12 protein-coding genes are annotated in these 20,396 nt (G+C 52.5%); 9 read left to right on the top strand and 3 right to left on the bottom strand.

The window, feature by feature from the left end:
- Positions 1 to 27: 27 nt before the first annotated feature.
- Together QTL79_RS05055 and QTL79_RS05050 are read right to left on the bottom strand one after the other, a co-directional pair.
- On the bottom strand, positions 28 to 1,326 hold the full coding sequence (locus QTL79_RS05055; protein WP_346353862.1) for an NCS2 family permease: 1,299 nt from the start codon (positions 1,324 to 1,326) through the stop codon (positions 28 to 30).
- Positions 1,327 to 1,503: 177 nt separating this feature from the next.
- Positions 1,504 to 2,706, bottom strand: coding sequence for an MFS transporter (locus tag QTL79_RS05050; protein ID WP_346353861.1), 1,203 nt, complete (start codon positions 2,704 to 2,706; stop codon positions 1,504 to 1,506).
- A gap of 139 nt (positions 2,707 to 2,845) precedes the next feature.
- On the opposite strand from QTL79_RS05050, the gene QTL79_RS05045 reads away from it, so the two are divergent.
- The 4 genes from QTL79_RS05045 (at position 2,846) to QTL79_RS05030 (ending at position 10,172) form a co-directional block, all read left to right on the top strand.
- Positions 2,846 to 3,700 (top strand): AraC family transcriptional regulator, encoded by an 855-nt coding sequence (locus QTL79_RS05045; protein ID WP_346353860.1) that lies wholly within the window; start codon positions 2,846 to 2,848, stop codon positions 3,698 to 3,700.
- A gap of 45 nt (positions 3,701 to 3,745) precedes the next feature.
- Complete coding sequence (locus tag QTL79_RS05040) at positions 3,746 to 5,968, top strand: HelD family protein (protein ID WP_346353859.1); 2,223 nt, start codon at positions 3,746 to 3,748, stop codon at positions 5,966 to 5,968.
- A 24-nt stretch (positions 5,969 to 5,992) separates the two neighbouring features.
- Positions 5,993 to 7,231 (top strand): Zn-dependent hydrolase, encoded by a 1,239-nt coding sequence (locus QTL79_RS05035; RefSeq protein ID WP_346353858.1) that lies wholly within the window; start codon positions 5,993 to 5,995, stop codon positions 7,229 to 7,231.
- A 442-nt stretch (positions 7,232 to 7,673) separates the two neighbouring features.
- On the top strand, positions 7,674 to 10,172 hold the full coding sequence (locus QTL79_RS05030; RefSeq protein WP_346353857.1) for a hypothetical protein: 2,499 nt from the start codon (positions 7,674 to 7,676) through the stop codon (positions 10,170 to 10,172).
- Between the two features lie 50 nt (positions 10,173 to 10,222).
- On the opposite strand, the gene QTL79_RS05025 is transcribed toward QTL79_RS05030, so the two are convergent.
- Positions 10,223 to 10,567, bottom strand: a complete 345-nt coding sequence (locus tag QTL79_RS05025) for a hypothetical protein (RefSeq protein WP_346353856.1) — start codon at positions 10,565 to 10,567, stop codon at positions 10,223 to 10,225.
- Between the two features lie 248 nt (positions 10,568 to 10,815).
- On the opposite strand from QTL79_RS05025, the gene QTL79_RS05020 reads away from it, so the two are divergent.
- The 5 genes from QTL79_RS05020 to QTL79_RS05000 all read left to right on the top strand — a co-directional run bounded on the left by QTL79_RS05020 (position 10,816) and on the right by QTL79_RS05000 (position 20,389).
- Positions 10,816 to 11,652, top strand: coding sequence for a methyl-accepting chemotaxis protein (locus QTL79_RS05020; RefSeq protein WP_346353855.1), 837 nt, complete (start codon positions 10,816 to 10,818; stop codon positions 11,650 to 11,652).
- A gap of 111 nt (positions 11,653 to 11,763) precedes the next feature.
- Positions 11,764 to 13,383, top strand: coding sequence for an ATP-binding protein (locus QTL79_RS05015; RefSeq protein ID WP_346353854.1), 1,620 nt, complete (start codon positions 11,764 to 11,766; stop codon positions 13,381 to 13,383).
- A 235-nt stretch (positions 13,384 to 13,618) separates the two neighbouring features.
- A complete protein-coding gene (locus QTL79_RS05010; protein ID WP_346353853.1) occupies positions 13,619 to 16,909 on the top strand; it encodes a DEAD/DEAH box helicase in 3,291 nt (1,096 codons plus the stop codon).
- Between the two features lie 325 nt (positions 16,910 to 17,234).
- Positions 17,235 to 18,611, top strand: a complete 1,377-nt coding sequence (locus QTL79_RS05005) for a tyrosine phenol-lyase (RefSeq protein ID WP_346353852.1) — start codon at positions 17,235 to 17,237, stop codon at positions 18,609 to 18,611.
- Positions 18,612 to 18,829: 218 nt separating this feature from the next.
- Positions 18,830 to 20,389, top strand: coding sequence for a sigma 54-interacting transcriptional regulator (locus QTL79_RS05000; RefSeq protein WP_346353851.1), 1,560 nt, complete (start codon positions 18,830 to 18,832; stop codon positions 20,387 to 20,389).
- The last annotated feature ends 7 nt before the right edge of the window (positions 20,390 to 20,396 follow it).

Here is a 20,396-nt window from a genome sequence, read left to right as displayed (position 1 = left end):
TGCGTTAGCAAGGGAGCCGCGTTCTTTTTAATGACTTTGCAACGTCATCTGAAAGACGAACAACGCCATAAAGAGATATAAGATCGGATGCACTTCGCCATATTTGCCGCGTAGCAGCTTTAAAAGCGGATAAACGATGAAACCGAGGCCGATGCCGGTCGCGATGCTGTAGGTCAGCGGCATCGTCGCCATGATCAAGAAGGCAGGGAACGCTTCTTCGATGTTTTGCCAGTCGATGTGACGCAGGCTGTTCATCATGAAAAAACCGACGATAATCAAAGGCGGAGCGGTAACGGCCGGAATCGTCGAGAGCACTTTGGCCCACGGCGCGAAGAAGAGCGTCAGCGTCATTAAGGCGGCGACCGTTACCGCAGTTAGGCCGGTGCGACCGCCGGCCGCGACGCCGGAACCGGATTCAATATACGTTGCAGTCGGGCTGGTGCCAAGCAGCGATCCGATCACGGTGCCGGTGGCATCGGCCAGGAATGCGCCGCGCGCGCGCGGCAAACGGCCGTCTTTAAGAATATGAGCCTGTTCGGCGATGCCGAGCAGTGTACCGGTCGTATCAAAGAGCGTGATCAGCAAAAAAGTGAAGACGACGGAGTAGAGACCTTGCTGCCAGATCGAGGAGAGATCGAGTTGCAGCAGTGTCTTCTCTAAACCGTTGGGTACGACCAGGCTGTGTTCCGGCAGTACCAGCATACCCTGCCAGTAAGCCAGGATGCCGGTGATCAGCATGCCGACGATCAAGGCAGCTTTTACGCGGTAGACCATCAAGACCAGCGAGAGGATCAGGCCGATGCAGGAGAGAAGCGCGGTCGGCTCGCTGAGTTTTCCCAGCGTAACGAGCGTGGCCGGCGATGCGACGACCACTTTGGCGCTCTGCAGGCCGATGAAGCAGACGAAAAGGCCGATGCCGGCGGTGATCGCATGCTTTAAACTGGCGGGAATCGCTTCGAGTAAAATCGAACGCAGCGGCGTGAGTGAGATCAGGAAGAACAAGATGCCGGACAGGCAGACTGCACCAAGCGCCGTTTGCCAGCTGTGCCCGCTGCCCGAGACGACGCTGTAGGCCAGATAAGCGTTGAGTCCGAGGCCGGGGCCGATTACGATCGGATAGTTGGCGAAAATTCCCATGATCAGCGTTGCGACGATGATCGTCAGTCCGGTGGCGAGAAAGGCGCCGTTAAAATCCATACCGGTGCTGCTGAGCACCGCGGGAATGACGATGACGGCATAGGCCATTGTGAGGAACGTCGTGAAACCGGCGATCAGTTCCGTGGAAACCGAACTGCCGCGCTGTTCCAATTCAAACCATTTTTTCATAATACACCTCAATTATTGCAGTTTAGGGACATAAACGACATTATAACAATTGTAAACAAGAGATACAAGAAAAAGAGTCTGGTAATAAAAGAGAATATGGAATGTTGTTTAAAGTAAAGTTGTCATAAAAAAGAAAACCCGTCCTAAAAAAGACGGGTTTTCTTTATCTTAGCAAGCCTAGTTGTTGCTTTTGTGCGCTGTCAAATTGATAAAGCGGGCGGAGAAAAAATTCAGCAAGGCGATGAGCGCGCCGCCGAGAAAAACGAGTTTATAGCCGTTCGGGCCGCCGTTATACCAAACGATGCCGCCGAGGATCGGCAAGAACATGGTTACGATGTGGTCGATGCTGGTACCCATCGAGAGGCTGGGCGAAATGTCGGCCGGCGTCAGCGCCAGTTTGCGCATGTAGGTGGCGCGGGCCATGCTGACCGAACTCATCGACTGGTCGAGAATGTAACAGGCGCAAATCAGAAGCAGCGCCTGCGCCTGTGGCAGCAGGTCGGTGGCGAACGCGTAACCGAGGCAGACGAAGAGGAACGCGACTGCTTCGCCGCAGAGGACGCGCCGTTCGCCCAGCGTGTCGATCATCCGGCCGATCCAGGGTTTAACGACGATGCCGGTCAGAGAAATGATGAAGAAGAGGATGGTCATCGTCGTAACGGGTTGATGGAAAATATCGACCAGTACCCAAGGACCGAATGTGATGAAAATTTGCTTGCGCGCACCGAAGAGGACGCACAGCCAGTAGTAGAGAGCATATTCCTTGCGCAGCACAAGACGGCTGTTCTTTTTGCTTGCGGTTGCGCTATGCACTTTACTCAGGCAAAAGGCGGCGCAGAGGTAAGCGACGGCGCCGATGCTGAACGCGGCGGTAAAGCTGATGTGGAAAAAACGAAACAGCGCCCAGAGAATAGCGCTGCTGCTGACCAGCGCCGCCGTATTGACCGCATTCATACGGCCGAGTTTCTTGCCGAGGTCTGCGGCGCTGGCGAAGCTCATGCCGATACTGTTGGACATCGGCATATAAATATGCGTGCCCATGTTGTAGATAAAAATGAAGATGACGACCAACGTGTAGTCCGGCGGTATGATGCCGAGCGCGAACATGCCGCCGGCAGCCAGGATGTTGGCGATGACGGTTGTTTTGATGTCGCCGAGCGAAGAGAGGGCGCCGATGATGAAGACGATCAATAGTCCGGGCAGCTCGCGCGGAAATTCGAGCGCGGAACGCTCCAGAATCATCATGCCGAGATTGTCGCGCAGGTAATTGGTCAGTGTCGCGCCGTCGACGCTTTGCGCGATGCCGATGAAGGCGGTCGAAAGGAGGAAATAAAAATAGTTGCGGTCCATCGTCCGCAGTTGCTGCACTAGTTGGGACATAAGGGCACCTCTTTCTCGTCATAATAGCATGAAGTTGCTGTTTTGTAGATGCGGATATGATAGTATTATATAGATTATCAAAGGAAAATACATGGAGTATGTTGCGCTAAACTAGCATGATATTGACGGGGTGGTTTGCATGAAAGTCGATGATGACGGTCAGTGGCGGGAAAATCTCAAGCGTGATTTTCCGCTCAAGGTGGTACGGCATGAACAATTTACCATCGGGCCGATTTTTGAACGGCACTGGCACAGCGAATTTCAAATGGTCTGGTGCGAAAAGGGCAAAGGCATGATTCATTGCAATTCCAGTGAATTTTCGCTCGTTCCCGGAGCGGTCGTGGTGATCAACGGCAATGAACTTCATTTCGGTGAGAACCACTGCCAGCATTTGATTTATCATGTAATCAAGATGGACTTATCATTCTTGCTCAGCAGTCAGATGGATTTTTGTCAAATCCGCTATATGACGCCGCTGATGAACAATCAAATTTGTTTTAAAAATTGGATTGGCGAGGATGCAGAGTTGCGTGAAGAAATTCAGTGTTTGGTGTCTGAGTTTAATGCACAGGAAGTCGGCTATGAACTGGCGGTTAAGGCTTGCTGTTACCGGATTCTGGTTTGCTTACTCCGGCGTCATCAAGATAAGGAGAGCCCTGCGAAACGGCAACGGCAGGAACGGCGGCTGCAGCAAATGAAACCGATACTCGAATACGTCGAGTGCGAATATGCGAACAAAATTACTTTGCCTCACTTGGCTTCATTGGCCAATATGAGCGGACCGCATTTTTGCCGTCAGTTCAAAAGCGTTACCGGCAAAGCGCCGGTTGAATACGTGAATCATTTGCGAATTAACCGTGCCGTGCAGTTATTGCAGCAAAGCAGCATGAATATCAGCGAAGTGGCGATGGCGGTCGGTTTTGACGATATCAATTATTTCAGTCGCTTGTTTAAAAAATATAAGCAGTTGCCGCCGTCGAGCTTGCGCAAATAGAAAAGCAGCGGGCAAAACGCTGCAGTGATAAAAACGGGAGGATTTATGGAAGAACAGCACGCTGATTTTAATAAGGAAGAGCAGCATCTTGCCCAAACGAGGGCAGAGATGCAAGAAATTATTGCACAGTTGCAGCATGATATTGACGACCGTTTCAACCGACGGCAAAATGCGCTGGCGATCAAAGATGAAGTGAGCGCCTATGTGCATGCGATGCTGCGCGGCGACAACAGCAAAAAAATCTTTGATTTGGACAATGCATTGGCGAATCCGTATTTTGGCCGCGTGGATTTTAAAGAAGACGGCACGGATGAATTTTTACCTTTTTATATCGGGCGCTGCAAAGCGGCGCGGCTCGAAATAAATGGACCGGCGGATATTTTAGTTTTTGACTGGCGTGATCCGGTCGCGACTGTTTTTTACGAATGCTATGACGGACGGGCCAGTTATTCTGTGATGGATCGCTACCATTACAGCGGTGCTGTCAGCCTGAAACGACAGTATAAAATCGCGCAGGGACAGCTGCAGGCGGTGATGGATAATTATATTTTAAACCAGGTTTTGAACCGTCAGGAGGAAGCGCTGCTGGCCGATCCGGCACTGCGCGAACGATTGCGCGAGGGTGCGGCGGACAAGTTGAAAGACATCATTACTTCCATTCAGGCGGAGCAGAACAAGATCATTCGTGAACCGCTGAACCAGGTGACCGTGATTCAGGGCGTAGCCGGTTCCGGCAAGAGCACGATTGGTCTGCATCGCCTTTCGTTCCTGCTTTATAACGGAAAGCTGAATCCGGAAAAACTTATCGTTATTGCGCCGAATCGTATTTTTCTCGATTATATTTCCGAGTTGTTGCCTGAGATTGACGCGGCTGACGTCAAGCAGATGGTCTGGGACGATCTGGCTGCGGCGATTACGCAGCAAACCTGGAATGTCGCCGCCGACAAACGTTTGGAGATGATTTTGTCAGGCGAAGACCGGACCGCGGTAAAGCTGCTCGAAGATACCGCGCGTCTTAAGGGATCACTCGATTTTATTCAAATTCTCGAAAATTACGTCGAGCAAAAAGCGCGCGCGTTTTGTCTGAAGCTGGAAGACATCTCGCTCTTTGCAGGAGTGCTGACGATCACGGCGCGCGAACAGCTTAATCAATTTATGGAAGCCGCCGCTTCGCCCTATCGGGAGCGGCTTGAAATGCTGGGGCGCTTTGTCAATTTTAAGGTGAACAATTATCTCGATGTCATGCAGGCGCGTTTTGAGAAAGGCAAGGGCACGGAAGAGGAATTGAAGCGCTGTCGTAAAGAGGCGGCTACCTTTTTGAAGAAGCATGCGAAAAGCTGGCACGCGCCGTCATTGCTTGATGCGTATCGTGATGTCTTCAATAAAAAAGGCATCTTTAAACCGGTGAAAGATACCAATTACGACCTTGATGCGATTCGTCGTCATAGTCAGGCGGTCTTCGACGCTGGACAGGTGGAGCGCGAAGATTTGGCGCCGCTCGCATATCTGGCGATGCTGCTGAACGGCTGGAGTCATATGGATCGCTTCGATCACATGGTTATTGATGAGGCGCAGGATTTGAACGCGCTGGAATTTGTCGTGCTGAAGCGACTGTCGGCCAACGGTTCGTTTACGATTATGGGCGATTTGTCGCAGGGGATTCATTCGTACCGCAGCATCGCGAGCTGGAACGTCGTGATCAAGGAAGTGTTTGCCGATGCCAAGGCCGAATACCGCGAAATCCTGCATAGCTATCGTTCGGCGAAAGAGATCATCGATATCTTTAACCGCGTGATGCCACAGGGACACAGCCGTGCGATTCCGGTTTATGAAATTGGCCGCAAACCGACCGCGGAAAAGATCCGCTCCTTTGCGCATGGAGTAAAGCGGACAGCGGCAATGCTCGATTTGTTTATGGAGCGCGGCGCGAAATCGATCGCTGTAATCACGAAATTAGAAAGGCAGGCCGTCGAGCTTTATGCGGCGCTCAAAGCGGAAAGGGCGGAAACGGAGTGTGAGCTGCCGCTTTGTCTGGTGTCGGGTGATGGCGCAACCTACCGGGGCGGCATTTCGGTCTTGCCGGTAGCACTGGCGAAGGGCTTAGAGTTTGACGGCGTCATCGTCTGGGATGCGTCGGAAGAAGCGTTCAAAGATACGCCGTTTGACGCACGCTTGTTGTATGTGGCGCTCTCGCGGGCAATGCATAACCTGCATATCCTGTATCAGGGAGAGATGACGCCTCTGCTGCGCAAGCGGCGGGGAAACTGATTGAAAGAAGAGGAGCGTGGCGGGATGATTAACAAGGCGCGACTGGCAAAGACGTTTGCTGAAATGGAAAAAATCGGGCGAGACAGCGATGGCGGGGTTTCGCGTCTTGCTTTCGGCGCTGCGGACTGGCAGGGACGGGACTATGTAAAAGCCTTGCTGCGCCAGGCCGGTCTGGCGCTGCGGGAAGACAGCTTCGGCAACCTGATTGCCAGGCGTGCAGGAACGGATCCGGCGGCGCCGGTGGTGATGCTGGGTTCGCATATTGACAGCGTACCGAGTGGCGGGAACTATGACGGCGTCGTCGGAGTGCTCGCCGCAATCGAGGTGCTGCAATGTTTGGCCGATGCGAAAGCGCAGCATGCAAACCCGATTGAAGTGGTGGTTTTCATGGCCGAGGAATCAAGCCGTTTCGGCGTTGCGACGCTGGGCAGCAAAGCTTTTTGCGGCAAACTGACGCGTGAAGCGCTCGAACGGTATCGGGATAAAGACGGCGTCAGCCTAGCGGAAGCGCTCGCACAGCGTGGTTTTGACGCGCAGCGTGTTGCTGAAGCGAAATATGCGATGCCGATCAAGGCGTTTCTCGAACTGCATATCGAACAAGGCAAGGTGTTGGAAGTTGCTAAGGCGCAGCTTGGCATCGTGTCCGGCATTGCCGCGCCGAGCCGCTTTACGATTGTCGTAAACGGACAGGCTGATCATTCCGGCGCGACGCCGATGGATTTGCGTCATGACGCGCTTGCGGCGGCGGCGGAAATCATTCTGCAGGTGGAAAAATTGGCGAAAGCAGCGGCTGACGGAGGCATTGTTGGAACTGTCGGCGTGATTGAGGCTAAACCGGGTGCGATGAATGTGATTCCCGGCCGCGTCGAAATGGGCGTCGACATCAGGGGGATTGGTCAGGAAAGTAAGCTGGCGGTCGTAGCCGCATTGCACGCTGCCATCGAAGAAATTACCAGGCGGCGCGGCGTTGCTGCTGAAATCAGCGTAGTAAGCGAAGAAGCGCCGGTTAAACTCGCCGCTTCCATGATAGAGCTGCTGACAACGCTTTGTCACGAACAAGGCTATCGTCACCGCCTGCTGCCGAGCGGCGCAGGGCATGACGCGATGCATCTGGCTGCACTTGCGCCGACCGGCATGCTCTTTATCCCTTGCCGCGACGGCATCAGTCATAATCCGGCCGAACATGCCGAAATGGCCGATATTGCAGCTGGTGCGGATATCTTGCTGGCAGCCGTAAAAAAGTTAGCGGCCGTCCGGATATAACGCATGAGATTCTCCTTGCCAACAAGAAAAATTTGACATATAATAGCGAACAGTATTGTAGTAGGAGGATTGGCAATGATGGTATGGGCTACCCTGTTCCAGATGAAAAGTGAGAAGAGCGTCGAAGTTCGCCCGCAGGCGGCAAAGAACGTGATCTCCTTTGTACGTTTTGCTCTGCTTGGCTAACAGCAGTGCGCAATGAGAAAATGCTCCGCTTAAAACGGTATGTTTTAGGCGGAGCATTTTTTATTTGGCAGAGTGTGGAACCAAGAATACTTAATACATGGGAAATAGGTGCTTTGAGATAGTTGACAGTTAAATCCATAATGGATATTCTGTTGAAGCAATGGGAAAAAATGAGAGTTTGTAAGGGGTGGTTTGGTATGTATGGGAAAGAAATGGTGAGGCAAAGTGAAAAAAGCAAGGCAGGTGAAAAAAGCGTATGGGTTTAATCGGAAATTTGACGCGCAAGATCATCCAGGATGTAACCGAGAATCCAGTTCTTGAAAGCGGCAAAGAATTGATCGACGGCATTGCCGATTTAGCGGGCAAACAGGTCGGCCGGGTGATAGGCGATCCGCTTGGCGTTGCGAAGCAAGTCATCGAAGACATCCCGATCGCGATTTTTGGCCGTCAGCCGGATCCGGTCCGCGATGCCGCGGATCTCGTGAAGGATGGCGTGCAGCTTGTAATCGACACGGGCATCAACATCTTTAATGCGCTGCCGACGGGGACGACAGCGCCGGTTTTTGCCCAGCAAGAAGGCAGCATCAATGCACGGCCCGGGGAAACGATCACAAATGAAACGCTTAGCGGCGCATCAATGGGAGATTTATCCTGGCTTATTTACACGGAAAACAAGGCGACGAATCAAACAATCGATAAAAAATGGCAGCGCTATGATTTTACCGAGACGGTCAGCGGCTATGACAGCAGTACCTATGTTGACGCTGCAAACAAGCAGGTGGCCATCACGTTCGAAGGCACATCGCCCAACAGTCCGCTTAGCACGTGGGTGTTAAGCAAGGATGGCGCAACGGATTTGGAAATCGGTTTGGGCGTCATACCCAACCAGGTCGTCGAAGGTTATGGACGCTTCAAAGAGTTAATGGCGCGCGTGCAGAAAGATTTTGGCGGCAAAGGCTATGGAATCTCATTGGCCGGGCATTCGCTGGGCGGCGGTTTGGCGGAAATGATGGCAGGGATGTATTTTCTTGACACCGGCGTTGCGTTGCCGACGCTGGCTGAAGAAGCGCCGGGCATGTTGCGCCAACTGAAAATGTACGCCGAAGAACAATTGCTGGCGGGGCATACGATACATTTGCCAAGCGGCGGAAGCGTGAGACTCGAAGGAGGTACGCTGTTGCAACGCGCAAATCAGGCCAAGGCGATTGCGAACTCCTTTGTCGGGCAGGATTTTAGCAATATAGTTAATCTCTTGACGGAGCAAGATCCGGTTGGGCAGGTTCGCTACAGTAGCGATCCGGCTAAAGATGGGCATGTCGGCGTCAACATTATTGTTCCGGCGATTCTAACGGCGCGCGAATGTCTTCAGGATATCGATTATGCGGCATTGTATCCGATTAATAATTTAGGAATTGTCACGCCGCAAATGCCGCAGGATGCATTAAATTTGTTTCCGGGCATCAGCGGAATTGACGCAAGCCGAATTGACCGCCATTTGCCGGCGCAGTCGGAAGGTCTGTGGTCAGGTTCGTCGCTCGGCTTATATGATCCGAACGGTGCCATCGGTCTTGGCGCGCAAATTGAACGAACGAACGGCGCACCAGTCGAGCAATGGAGCGGTTCACAGTTGAATATCCCAGAGGTGAAAATTTTCGGGCGCGCGACGGATCAGGTAATTCGCGTCGCGGAACATGTCAGCGGCAAACAGAATGCGTTGGTTGTCAGCAGTAGCGGCAATGATGTGATATACGGCAGCAACAATGGGGATATGTTGCTTGGCGGTTCGGGTAATGATATTATTTACGGCGGCAGCGGCGATAATTATATCAGCGGCGGCAGCGGCAATTCACAATTGTACGGCGGCAGCGGCAATGACGTTATATATGCCGGTTCCGGCACTACCTATCTGACCGGCGGCGGCGGAAACAATCTGCTGTTTGGCGGCAGAGGGAACGATACCTTCTACTGGAACAACGGCAATGATATCATGTACAATGGCCAGGCTGGAGGAACGTATCAGTTCCTGATTGAGCAGGGCGCACGCGGTAATTCGCAATTGAAGTGGCAACGCAATTTTACGAATATCGGCAACAGTACGGTTGAGATTAAAGGCGCGATGAGTGCAGAGAGTCACTTGTTGTTTAATTTTGTCGACGAAATTCATTTTCAGGATATGAAGTGGGCGGAAAGCGGCAATGATATTATAATGACGGATAACCGGGGCAACCTGCCGGCGAGCGTCACATTTCGCAATGCGCTGACGGTATTTGAGGCGAATAAGGAGCAGCTGGACTTCAAGTTTGCTAACGGAAGTTTGTATAGCGGCGATCAGCTCTACCATGTCTGCACCGGAACAAGCGTAATCAGCGCCAGTTCGGACGATAAATATTCCGGCAGTCTGCTGATTGCGTCGGCGCAGGGCAACGATACCCTATTGGCCGGCGGCGGGAGTGATTTGCTGTTCGGCGGCGCGGGAACGGACACTTTTGTTTTTGCGGATGCCTTTGGTCATGACGCATTAATCGGTGCAGACGGAAAAGATAAAGTGGTGTTTACGCATGCGTTTGATCCGACCTCGTTTACGGCGAAGCAAAACGGAAATGATTTGCTTATTTCTTATCAGTCAGCTGACGCAACGGGAAAAAATGAACTGACGCTCAGCAATTGGTACGCGACGACAAATCACGTCAATGATTTTCAATTTGTCGACGGTGCGCATTACAAAATAGAGGGACAAACATTTAAGTTGGCATAAGTTAACGCCAGTCGGCAGAAATAGTCTGCCGACTGGCGTTAATGCGTTTGCTATAAATAAGTTTGAGTTTTGTCATACGCTTGCAGCGCTGCGGCGCTGTAATAGTTGAGTGCTGCCGCCGAACCTGTCTGAGCGAGGGAACTGGAAACTGGTTTGCCGCACTGGCCGCAACTGGTGCAGCTGCTTTTTCCCTGCGGGCAGCTTGTACTGCTTGAGGCGCCGCTGCTGCTGCTGGAAGCGCCGACGCCGGCGGCGGACAAAGTCAGACTGGCGGCCGCGCCGATCGATGAGGCAGCGCTTGTTGCCGTCGTTTGCGAATCGGTCGCTATGCCGGACGTTGCCGTGAGGCGGCTTAAATAGTAATTTATATTCTGCTGGACGGATGAGATGCTCATGACTCGATTCACCTCCTTTTCAGCATGATGTCGTTTTATTAAGTATAAATTAAATTTGTTACAGTTGTGTGACGGAAATTGAAAATATTGTAAAATAAAATATCGCATGATTTTGAAAAATCATATAAAGCAAAGGACATATTTGTTATAATGAGAATAACTTGTGAGAGTTTATAAGAGCTGCAATAATAAGACGGCGGTTCGATAGAAATTAAAAAAGACCACAAAAAGAAAAGGAGTGGTAAAATATGGCGGAAATGCATGGGATTATAGAAGAGGCCATTCGATTAGCGCCCCAGATTGTAGAGGTATCGCCGCTGGATTGTTCGGTGGTCGTGACCGATAAGGAAACCATTCTTTTTTGCCAGCCGGGCAGCCAAGTCAATTTGTGCAATCTGGTCGAGCGCCAGGTAGCGCCGGCCGGACCGGCGCGCAAGGCGATGGACAGCGGAAAAAGAACCAGTAGTGTAGTTCCTCCTGAAGTGTACGGCATGGCGATCATGTCGACGGCGGTACCGCTGCGTGACGCGGGCGGGCAAATCGTCGGCAGCCTTAATATGGCAGTGAGTCTGACGAACCGGGAAAAACTCGATTCAATATCACATACGCTGTCCGGTTCGGCGCAGCAAATGGTTGCGACCGCGCAGGAATTGGCGGCTTCGGCCACTGAACTTGCTTCGGGGATGGATGCGCTGCGTATATCCGATGCCAAGGTTATTGACGATATCAGCAATACCGGAGAAATCCTGCGTTTTATTAATGACGTGGCGGCCAATTCGAATCTGCTGGGGCTTAACGCGGCGATCGAGGCGGCGCGGGCCGGTGAGCATGGCCGCGGTTTTGCGGTAGTGGCGGAAGAAATTCGCAAAATGGCTGTAAACAGCGGCGAATCGGTCAAGCGGATTCAGGATATTTTGGGGGCGATTAAAGGCGAATCGCTGGTTATTGAAGACAAGATCAAGGAACTGCTGTCGTTGAGTGAACGGCAGGCCGCCGCTTCCGAGCAGATTGCAGCGTCGATCGAAGAACTTACTGATTCGGCGGTTCATTTGGAACAAGTGGCGCGGATCATGTTCCGGGAATAACACGGCAGCTTGAGAGAGGGCGGTTTGCGAATCGTCCTCTTTGCTGCTTGCGGCGGTCAGTCGTTGTGAAAAGACTGCAAGGCGATGTGCCTGGCAGAGGAGAGGTATTGTATGAAGTCAAGCAAAAAACCGCTCTCGCTCTTGGTGCTGACGGTTTTCGCAATCATTGCTTATTCGCAAATTGTTTTTTACAAGCAGCTGTCGCTGATCGAGCAAAACACGCTGCGCGTCGAACAGGCGCAGCGCAGCGGCTTTCATGAAGTTGTCGAACTGCAGAACAAGATTAATAAAGTGCCTCTTTCCGTTTCGGAGTTGCTTGCAGCGCCGGACGAAGGAAAAAAAGTCTATTTTCATGACCGGTTAGAGGCGCAAATTGCGGAAATTGACAAAGGCTATCTGCAGGGCGACAAAACAGATGCGCGTGAAGATGCATTGTACCAATACCTGAAAGAAAACTGGCTGGGCTACAAACGATTGGTCGACGATGCGGTGACGGCGAGCCAAAGAGGCGACGACGCGCAGGCCGAGCAAAAGATATTGAACAGCATGCTATATCTCGAACGGATAAACAATGGGATGAAGATGGTCATTGATTTTCATCAGCGCAATGTGCAAGAGGAAACGACCGCCATTTCGGACGCGGCGCAAAGCGCGAAGCAAAACATGCTTGTCGTTGCCGTTTGGGCCGGCCTGATTTTCCTATTGATCGGCCTCTTGGTGGCACGAAAAATCATGCTGTCGGAGAGGCAAATGCTTGCGCTGAACGAAGCGTTGGAGGAGAAGGTGAACTTGCGGACGCAGGAACTGATGGCATCCAATCAGGAATTGAGCGCAATGAACGAAGAAGCGGTGGCTTCCAATGAGGCGTTGCAGTTTGCTAATCATTCTTTGGAAGAAGAAGTTCGACAACGGCGCAGTATGGAAGAAGAGCTGAAAGAGATGCTGGAGAGTTTGCAGCGGATGCAGTCGCAATTGGTGGATGCGGAGAAAATGGCGGCGCTGGGCAGTCTGGTCGCCGGGGTGGCGCATGAAATTAATACGCCTTTGGGCAACGGCATCATGGCGGCTTCTTATTTGGAAGAAAACACGAAGCGTCTGCTCAATGCTTTTGAAGAAAAGAAAATGACCGTTAAGCAGATGCAGGAGTACGGCCTGGATCAAAAAGAAGGCTTTGCGGCTTTGCTGCCCAATTTGGAACGGGTGGCCAAGCTGGTCAGCAGTTTTAAGAACGTAGCGGTCTCGCAAATGGTGGAAGAACGCTGCCGTTTCAACTTAAAGGCGCATCTGGAGGAAGTGCTCTTCACCTTGCGGCCGAGTCTCAAAAAGACAAACTTACAGCTGGAAGTGGACTGTGCGGAAGGAGTGGAGATCGAAAGCTATCCCGGTGCATTTGCGCAGGTGATCAGCAATCTTGTCGTCAATGCCGTCGTGCATGGCTTTGCGCCGGGGGAGGCAGGAACGCTGCTCTTTAAAATCCGCGAAGCGGAAGGAGAGATTGTATTCCAGTTTGCCGATAATGGGCGGGGTATGAGCGAAGAAATCCGGCAAAAAATTTTCGAACCTTTTTTCACGACCGGCAGAACCAGCGGCGGAACCGGGCTCGGTCTTTTTATCGTCTATAATATCGTGACGCAAAAATTAGGCGGCACGGTCGAGTGCGAAAGCGCGCCCGGCGCGGGCAGCCGCTTTACCCTGCGCATGCCAAAGCGCTATGTGATGAAGAAAAACTGAAACAAACCCGGTGATGCGCAAAAGCGCGTCGCCGGGTTTGTTCGATCGGGCGTGTGAAAAAGAAGTGCTAAAAGTCGTTTTCTTTTTCATGTAGTTTAAGACGCAGCGGAGAAAATATGCTATACTAAAATGTATGCCTTTAAACAGATTGGCGGACTGATTTTATACGAACCGGCCGTTCCCGCGCGGGAACCTGGCCGGTCTTTTAATCCAGAATCAAGAGGAGAAACGTGAAATGCTAACGGATGCAACGATTCGGGCGCAAGCCGCTCTGAAAAATGGTTATGAGAAAGGTTGTCGTTATTTTGAAGACGGTCATGTGCGACAGCCGCTTCGTTTTCATAGAAAGAAAAGAATCTTCGAAGCGAAGGTGGCAGGAAGGACCGATTACCGCGTCGAGGTCGAATTTGACGAAGCGCTGGTTTTGGTAGGTTATGAATGCCAGTGCGCTACCTGGCGCGAACATGAAGGCGCCTGTAAACATGTGATCGCGGTGATGAAAAACATCCAAAACCGTTGGGTCGATTATTTCGGGCCGACTACGGTCGAAGCCGCGTCGAGCGTCAGTCTCGACCAGCCGACGCAGGAGTTGTTGGGGCGCTATGTGCAGCCTCTGCTTGTCGCCGAGTCGGAAAACGGCGAACGAAAAGGAAAAGTGACCGCGCGCTTGACGCCGGTTTACCAGATCACGCGCGAACCATGGGGCGTGCTGCATTGCCTTGGTTTTGGCATCGGCAGCAGCCGACAATACGTGCTCAAAGACATTCCGCGTCTGTTGGAAGGCGTGCGAGAGCAAAAGGCAGTCGTGTTCGGCAAACAGTTTGCTTTTGATCCGGCGATCATGGAATTCGATTCTCTGTCGCGAGAGCTGTTGGCGCTGCTGCAGACGGCCTGGCGCGAAGACTCGCAGCGCGACTCTTGGCGTGCTGCATCGTTTGGGCGGGGGGAGACTTCGGCCTTTGCCGAACCGCGCTGGCTGCGTTTGACCGATGAGACGCTGCAGCAGTTTTTGACGATCATGGCAAAACGACCCTTCCTGGTGGAAACTGATAACGGACGCTGCCGCAATGAAATGGTTCGCGAAGAACGGCCGCCGATTTCATTTAAGCTGGAGGAAATGACTGCAGAAGGGCGACTGCGTTTGACGATGCGCCCGGATGCGAAGTCCGTGATCGGCCTTGATTCGCAATGTCGCTATATTTGGTGCGATCAGGCTATTTACCACTGTGATGCGGAATTTGCCGCCGGAGTGGAACCCATCTTGCATTACTTTCAAAGTCAGGAGACCGACGCGCTGGCCTTGCCGCTCGAAGCGGCCTCAGAATTGTTTGCCGGCTTATTGCCCGCGCTGGAAGAGGTTGCCGAAGTCGAAGTGGATGACAGTGTTTATAGCCGCTACTATAAAGAAACGCTTAACAGCCGCATCTATCTTGATCGTCAGGCGGACAGCATCATCGCCAAAGTCGAATTTCAGTATGGCGAGCGCATTCTTGACCTTAAAGATGCGGCTTGCGGCGTTATGCCGGGCGGAGAACGTCTGCTGCTGCGCGACGTGAGAGGCGAGCGACGTTTGCTTGGTGTTTTCAACCGGCATGGCTTTGTACTGGGGCGCGATCAAATGATGCTGGAAGGCGAGAGCGCCTGTTATGATTTCCTGCTGACCGGATTGCCTGCGCTGCGCGAGATGGCGGAAATCATGGCCAGCGACGCATTTTTGCGCGTGCGCATCCAGCCGCCGGCGCAGGTGTCCGCCGGTGTGCGTTTAAACAGCGACAGCGGTTTGATGGAACTGTCTTTTCAGTATGAAAATATGGATCACAGGGAATTATTGGCGTTGCTGGCCGATTATAAAGAAAAGAAACGCTATCATCGCTTGCCGGAAGGCGGTTTTATTCCGCTGGAAGGCGAAGAGTTTCAGGCGGTGGCTGCGCTGGTCGAACAATTGGGCTTGCAAAGTGCCGATCTGGAAAAATCGGTGATCGAATTGCCGACTTACCGCGCGATGTACCTGGATCAGGCGGCGCGAGAAGAAGGCGGCGTCGCGCTGGAAAGAAGCAGCGCATTTCGCAGAATGGTGCAGGATTTGCGTGACCCGCAGGAAATAGAGTGGTCTGTGCCGCCCGGCATCAACGGAAAGTTGCGTGATTATCAAAAGACCGGCGTGAAGTGGCTCAAGACATTGGCTGACTATCGTCTCGGCGGAATTCTCGCTGACGACATGGGCCTTGGTAAGACACTGCAAGTTTTGACGCTGCTCCTGTCCGAACAAAGCGAAAACGGTAAACCTTCATTGGTTATCGCGCCGACTTCGCTCGTGTACAACTGGCAGGAAGAAGCGGCTAAGTTTGCTCCTGATCTGAAGGTGCTCGTAATTACCGGAAATCAGGGACAGCGTCAGGAGTTGCTGCAGGAAATGACCGGAGTAGATCTTATCGTCACCTCCTACGGCATGATCAAACGCGATATTCATCTTTACCAGGCGCAACAATTTCGCTACTGCTTTCTTGATGAGGCGCAGCATATCAAGAACCCGTATACCTTGAGCGCCAAATCGGTGAAAGGCCTGCAATCGGAAGCGCGTTTCGCGTTAACAGGTACGCCGGTCGAAAATACGCTGACCGAACTGTGGTCGATTTTTGATTTTGTGATGCCGGGCTATTTGAAAAGCCATCGTGACTTCAGTCAGCGCTTTGAAGCGCCGATCGTCAAAGACGGCGATAAAGGAACGATGGCCGAATTGAGTCGCCATATCCGTCCGTTCATCTTGCGGCGTCTGAAGAAAACAGTGCTGAAAGAACTGCCGGAAAAAATCGAAACGAAGCTCAGCGGCGAATTGAGCGAAGAACAGGCGAAAGTTTATGACGCATGGCTGCTCCAGGCGCGGCGCGAATTTGAACAGGAAGTGGCGACCAACGGTTTTGCCAAGAGCCAGATCAAAATTTTGACGCTGCTTACGCGTTTACGCCAAGTGTGCTGTCACCCCGGTCTCTTTCTCGATGGCTATGACGGCGGCAGCGGTAAACTTGAAATGCTCAAAGAATTGGTAACGGACGCGGTCAGCGGCGGACATCGCATCTTGGTGTTTTCACAGTTTACCGAAATGCTCGGCATGATCCGTCGTGAACTGGCGGCGGAAGACATTCAGCATTTTTATCTCGACGGCAGTACGCCTGCTGCGGAACGCATGCGCCTTGTGCATGCTTTTAACGGCGGACAGGCGGAGGTGTTCCTGATTTCCTTGAAAGCGGGCGGCACAGGGCTGAATCTTACCGGCGCAGACGTGGTTATTCATTATGATCCATGGTGGAACCCTGCGGTCGAGGATCAGGCTACCGACCGTGCCTACCGGATTGGCCAGCAGCGGGCTGTGCAGGTTTATAAGCTGATTGCGAAAGATACGATCGAAGAGAAGATATACAAACTGCAGGAAAAGAAACGGGAGATCATTGACGGTCTGATCCAACCGGGCGAAACGTTCCTGAACAAACTGGGCGAAGCGGAAGTCAGAGACTTATTCGGTTTATAACAGTGACTGCTTAGGGAAACACGGATTAATTCGCTACGTGTCAAGATAAAACTGTTCTCGTTTGACTGAGTCAGGCTTACCCCGAAATAGCGCTGCTATTTGAGGTAAGCCTTTCTTGCTAATTGTATGCTGCAAGAGTCGTTTGAAATCGGAAACCAAAAGCAACAGAGGAAACTAAAGTGGAAACTTGAGATTCCGAAAAAGAAGCGTGAGCAAAGAAAGGAACGCCTTGGCACGCTTGGCATCGTTTTTGCTCTACTGTACGACAGGAATACGATCGGGAAATTTGGATCGTTGCCGTAATTAGCGCAAGGAGGAATAAACAATGACACGTAAGTACATGGCGGAACCGTTCAAGATCAAAGTGGTGGAACCGATTGCAATGACGACGCGGGAACAGCGGGAAGAGGCGATCAAGCGCGCCGGTTACAACACCTTTTTGCTGCGCTCCAAAGAATGCTATATCGATCTTTTGACAGACAGCGGCACGACCGCGATGAGCGATAATCAATGGGCGGGAATGATGCTCGGCGACGAAGCCTATGCCGGCAGCGTGAACTTCTACCAATTGGAAGGCGCGGTGCAGGATTTGTACGGTTTCAAGCATGTCGTGCCGACGCACCAAGGGCGCGGTGCGGAAAACCTGCTCTCGCAAATCGCGATCAAGCCGGGCGATTATGTGCCGGGCAACATGTATTTTACGACGACGCGCGCACATCAGGAATTGAACGGCGCTAACTTTGTCGACATCATCATCGATGAAGCGCATGACTCCGCTTCGGAGCATCCGTTTAAAGGCAACGTGGATTTGAATAAAGTGAAGGCGCTGATTGAAAAAGTAGGCGCCGAGAAGATCGCCTATATTTGTCTGGCTGTCACGGTCAATTTGGCGGGCGGACAGCCGGTCAGCATGCAGAACATGAAAGAACTGCGCGCATTGACGCAGCCGCTCGGCATCAAGATCATGTTTGATGCGACGCGTTGCGTGGAAAACGCATTCTTCATCAAAGAGCGCGAAGCCGCTTACGCCGACAAGAGCATCCGGGAAATCGTCAAAGAAATGTTCAGTTACGGCGACGGCGCAACCATGAGCGGCAAGAAGGATTGTCTCGTCAACATCGGCGGTTTTCTCGCGATGAATGACGACATGCTCTATCAAAAAGCGACGCAGTTGGTCGTGCTCTATGAAGGCATGCCGAGTTACGGCGGCCTGGCCGGACGCGACATGGAAGCGATGGCGCGCGGCATGTATGAATCGGTGGATTATTATTACATCAAGCATCGCGTCGAGCAGGTACGTTATCTGGGCGAACGCCTGGAAGAAGCGGGCGTGCCGATCGTCAAGCCGATCGGCGGTCATGCGGTATTCCTCGATGCGCGACGTTTCCTGCCGCATATCGACCAGGACCAATTCCCGGCGCAGGCGCTGGCGGCCAATCTGTATGTCGAAGGCGGCGTACGCAGCATGGAACGCGGCATCATTTCCGCCGGTCGTGACAAACAGGGCAACAATTACCATCCGAAACTGGAACTGGTTCGCCTGACGATTCCGCGCCGCGTATACACGTATGCGCATATGGATGTCGTGGCCGATTCGGTGATCGAGCTTTACAAACAACGCGACAGCATCAAAGGACTCGAAATGATTTACGAACCGCCGGTGCTGCGTTTCTTCACCGCACGATTCCAACCGCTAGTTTAAGACAAATTCATAATAAAAGCCGGAAAAAGTGCGACAACACTTTTTCCGGCTTTTTACTCTGGCGAAAGAAGTTGAAAAGCTGACAATGCGTAAGCGTTTGCTTTGCTGGCACGAAGCGTCTGCCGCTCAGGCTGGATTGAGAGATTTGTGAAATGTGAGAAAATTTGCTACTATGGAGGGGAAAGAATTTGAATGAAGTTCGGCTGGGAGGTGGCAAAATGCGTTTGCGCATGCCTTGTATGGATCGGGTCGGCCTCGTGTATGAAGTGACGCAGCTGCTGGCTGAACGGGATATAAACATTGTTGCGATCGAAGTGGAGCAGGGCGCGGTTTTTCTCGAGTGCCAGACGGTGGAACAGAGGCGCTGCGAGGAACTGCTGCAGGCATTGGCAGCCGTGGAGGGCATCCATCGCGTGGAGCGGACTTTTTTTATGCCTTCCAAGGAACGTGCGGAACAGCTCGATGCCGTGTTGACATCGGTTCAGGATGGGATTGTCGCGATTAATGCAAAGGGTGTTGTGACGCAGTGTAATCCGGCGGCGGCGCGCATGCTCTGTCTACAACTCGAGGAAGTACTCGGTGCGCCGGTGCAGACGGAACTGGCTCGTAGTCTGCTCGTGAAAGAGACTCTGCGAAGCGGCGCTCCGTATCGAAACCGCGAAGTGTACGTCGAATGTACGGCCAGCTACTGCATGGTGAGCACGATTCCGCTTAGAGACAGCAGTCGTGAAGTCGTCGGCGTGGTTGTCGTGATCCGCGATAACCGTGATGTGAGAGATTTGGTAAAAAAAATGACGGCGGGTCTTCCGGTCACTTTTGAAGATATCGATTTCGTCAGTAAGACGATGGAACGTGTGCTTTTTCAGGCCAAGCGTTATGCCGACAGCGAATCGACGATTTTAATCCGGGGCGAGACCGGAACCGGCAAGGAATTGTTTGCCCGCGCGCTGCACAGTGCATCGCCGCGCGCCAAGATGCAGTTCGTGCCGATTAATTGCGCGGCCATACCGGATACGCTGCTGGAAAGCGAATTGTTCGGTTATGAAGAAGGGGCGTTTACCGGTGCGACGAAAGGGGGCAAGCCGGGGCTTTTTGAGATGGCGAACGGCGGCACGCTGTTTCTTGATGAGATCGGTGAAGTGTCCGCGCATTTACAGGCAAAACTGCTCCGCGTACTGCAGGAACGGCGAGTGCGCCGTCTGGGCAGCGCGCGGGAGACATTGCTCGATGTGCGCATCATTGCGGCGACAAACCGTAATTTAGAAGAGATGGTGAGCGGCAATCTGTTCCGCGAAGATTTGTATTATCGTTTGAACGTCATTCCGCTTTTTCTGCCGCCGCTGCGTGAGCGACCGGAGGATATCGAACTGCTGGCCGGTTTGTTTCTCCGTCGCTTTGCCGAAAAGCTGCGTCGGCCGGTATCCGGCTTTTCGCCGGATGCGCTCGAGAGACTGCGCGATTACGCTTGGCCAGGCAATGTGCGGGAACTTGAAAATATCATCGAACGGGCTGTGAATTTGGTGGACGGCAATCAGGTTCAGAGTGAACATATCCTGTTGGGTAAGTCGGAAGGACGTGTTGGCGAAATCAGCCAGGTTCAGTTTGCGACTTATCAAACGTTGGAAGAACGACTGGCGGAATTGGAAAAAGTGATCCTGCAAGAGACGCTGAAAAAATTCCGTTCTTCCCGCCGCGTCGGCGCGGTTCTTGGTTTGTCGCATACTGCGGTGCTGAAGAAAATGCGCAAATATGGCATGATGAATGAGCCGGCGGGCTAAAGAGGGA

The sequence above is a fragment of the Azotosporobacter soli genome (assembly GCF_030542965.1).
In the GTDB taxonomy this organism is placed as follows: domain Bacteria; phylum Bacillota; class Negativicutes; order SG130; family SG130; genus Azotosporobacter; species Azotosporobacter soli.
This window is presented reverse-complemented; position numbering and strand designations above follow the sequence as displayed.

Bases quoted from the DNA above. Each gene is read 5' to 3' on its own strand.
- QTL79_RS05010 (WP_346353853.1), top strand. From the start codon at position 13,619: ATGCTAACGGATGCAACGATTCGGGCGCAAGCCGCTCTGAAAAATGGT.
- QTL79_RS05015 (WP_346353854.1), top strand. From the start codon at position 11,764: ATGAAGTCAAGCAAAAAACCGCTCTCGCTCTTGGTGCTGACGGTTTTC.
- QTL79_RS05055 (WP_346353862.1), bottom strand. From the start codon at position 1,326: ATGAAAAAATGGTTTGAATTGGAACAGCGCGGCAGTTCGGTTTCCACG.
- QTL79_RS05025 (WP_346353856.1), bottom strand. From the start codon at position 10,567: ATGAGCATCTCATCCGTCCAGCAGAATATAAATTACTATTTAAGCCGC.
- QTL79_RS05035 (WP_346353858.1), top strand. From the start codon at position 5,993: ATGATTAACAAGGCGCGACTGGCAAAGACGTTTGCTGAAATGGAAAAA.
- QTL79_RS05030 (WP_346353857.1), top strand. From the start codon at position 7,674: ATGGGTTTAATCGGAAATTTGACGCGCAAGATCATCCAGGATGTAACC.
- QTL79_RS05040 (WP_346353859.1), top strand. From the start codon at position 3,746: ATGGAAGAACAGCACGCTGATTTTAATAAGGAAGAGCAGCATCTTGCC.
- QTL79_RS05000 (WP_346353851.1), top strand. From the start codon at position 18,830: ATGCGTTTGCGCATGCCTTGTATGGATCGGGTCGGCCTCGTGTATGAA.
- QTL79_RS05050 (WP_346353861.1), bottom strand. From the start codon at position 2,706: ATGTCCCAACTAGTGCAGCAACTGCGGACGATGGACCGCAACTATTTT.
- QTL79_RS05020 (WP_346353855.1), top strand. From the start codon at position 10,816: ATGGCGGAAATGCATGGGATTATAGAAGAGGCCATTCGATTAGCGCCC.
- QTL79_RS05045 (WP_346353860.1), top strand. From the start codon at position 2,846: ATGAAAGTCGATGATGACGGTCAGTGGCGGGAAAATCTCAAGCGTGAT.
- QTL79_RS05005 (WP_346353852.1), top strand. From the start codon at position 17,235: ATGACACGTAAGTACATGGCGGAACCGTTCAAGATCAAAGTGGTGGAA.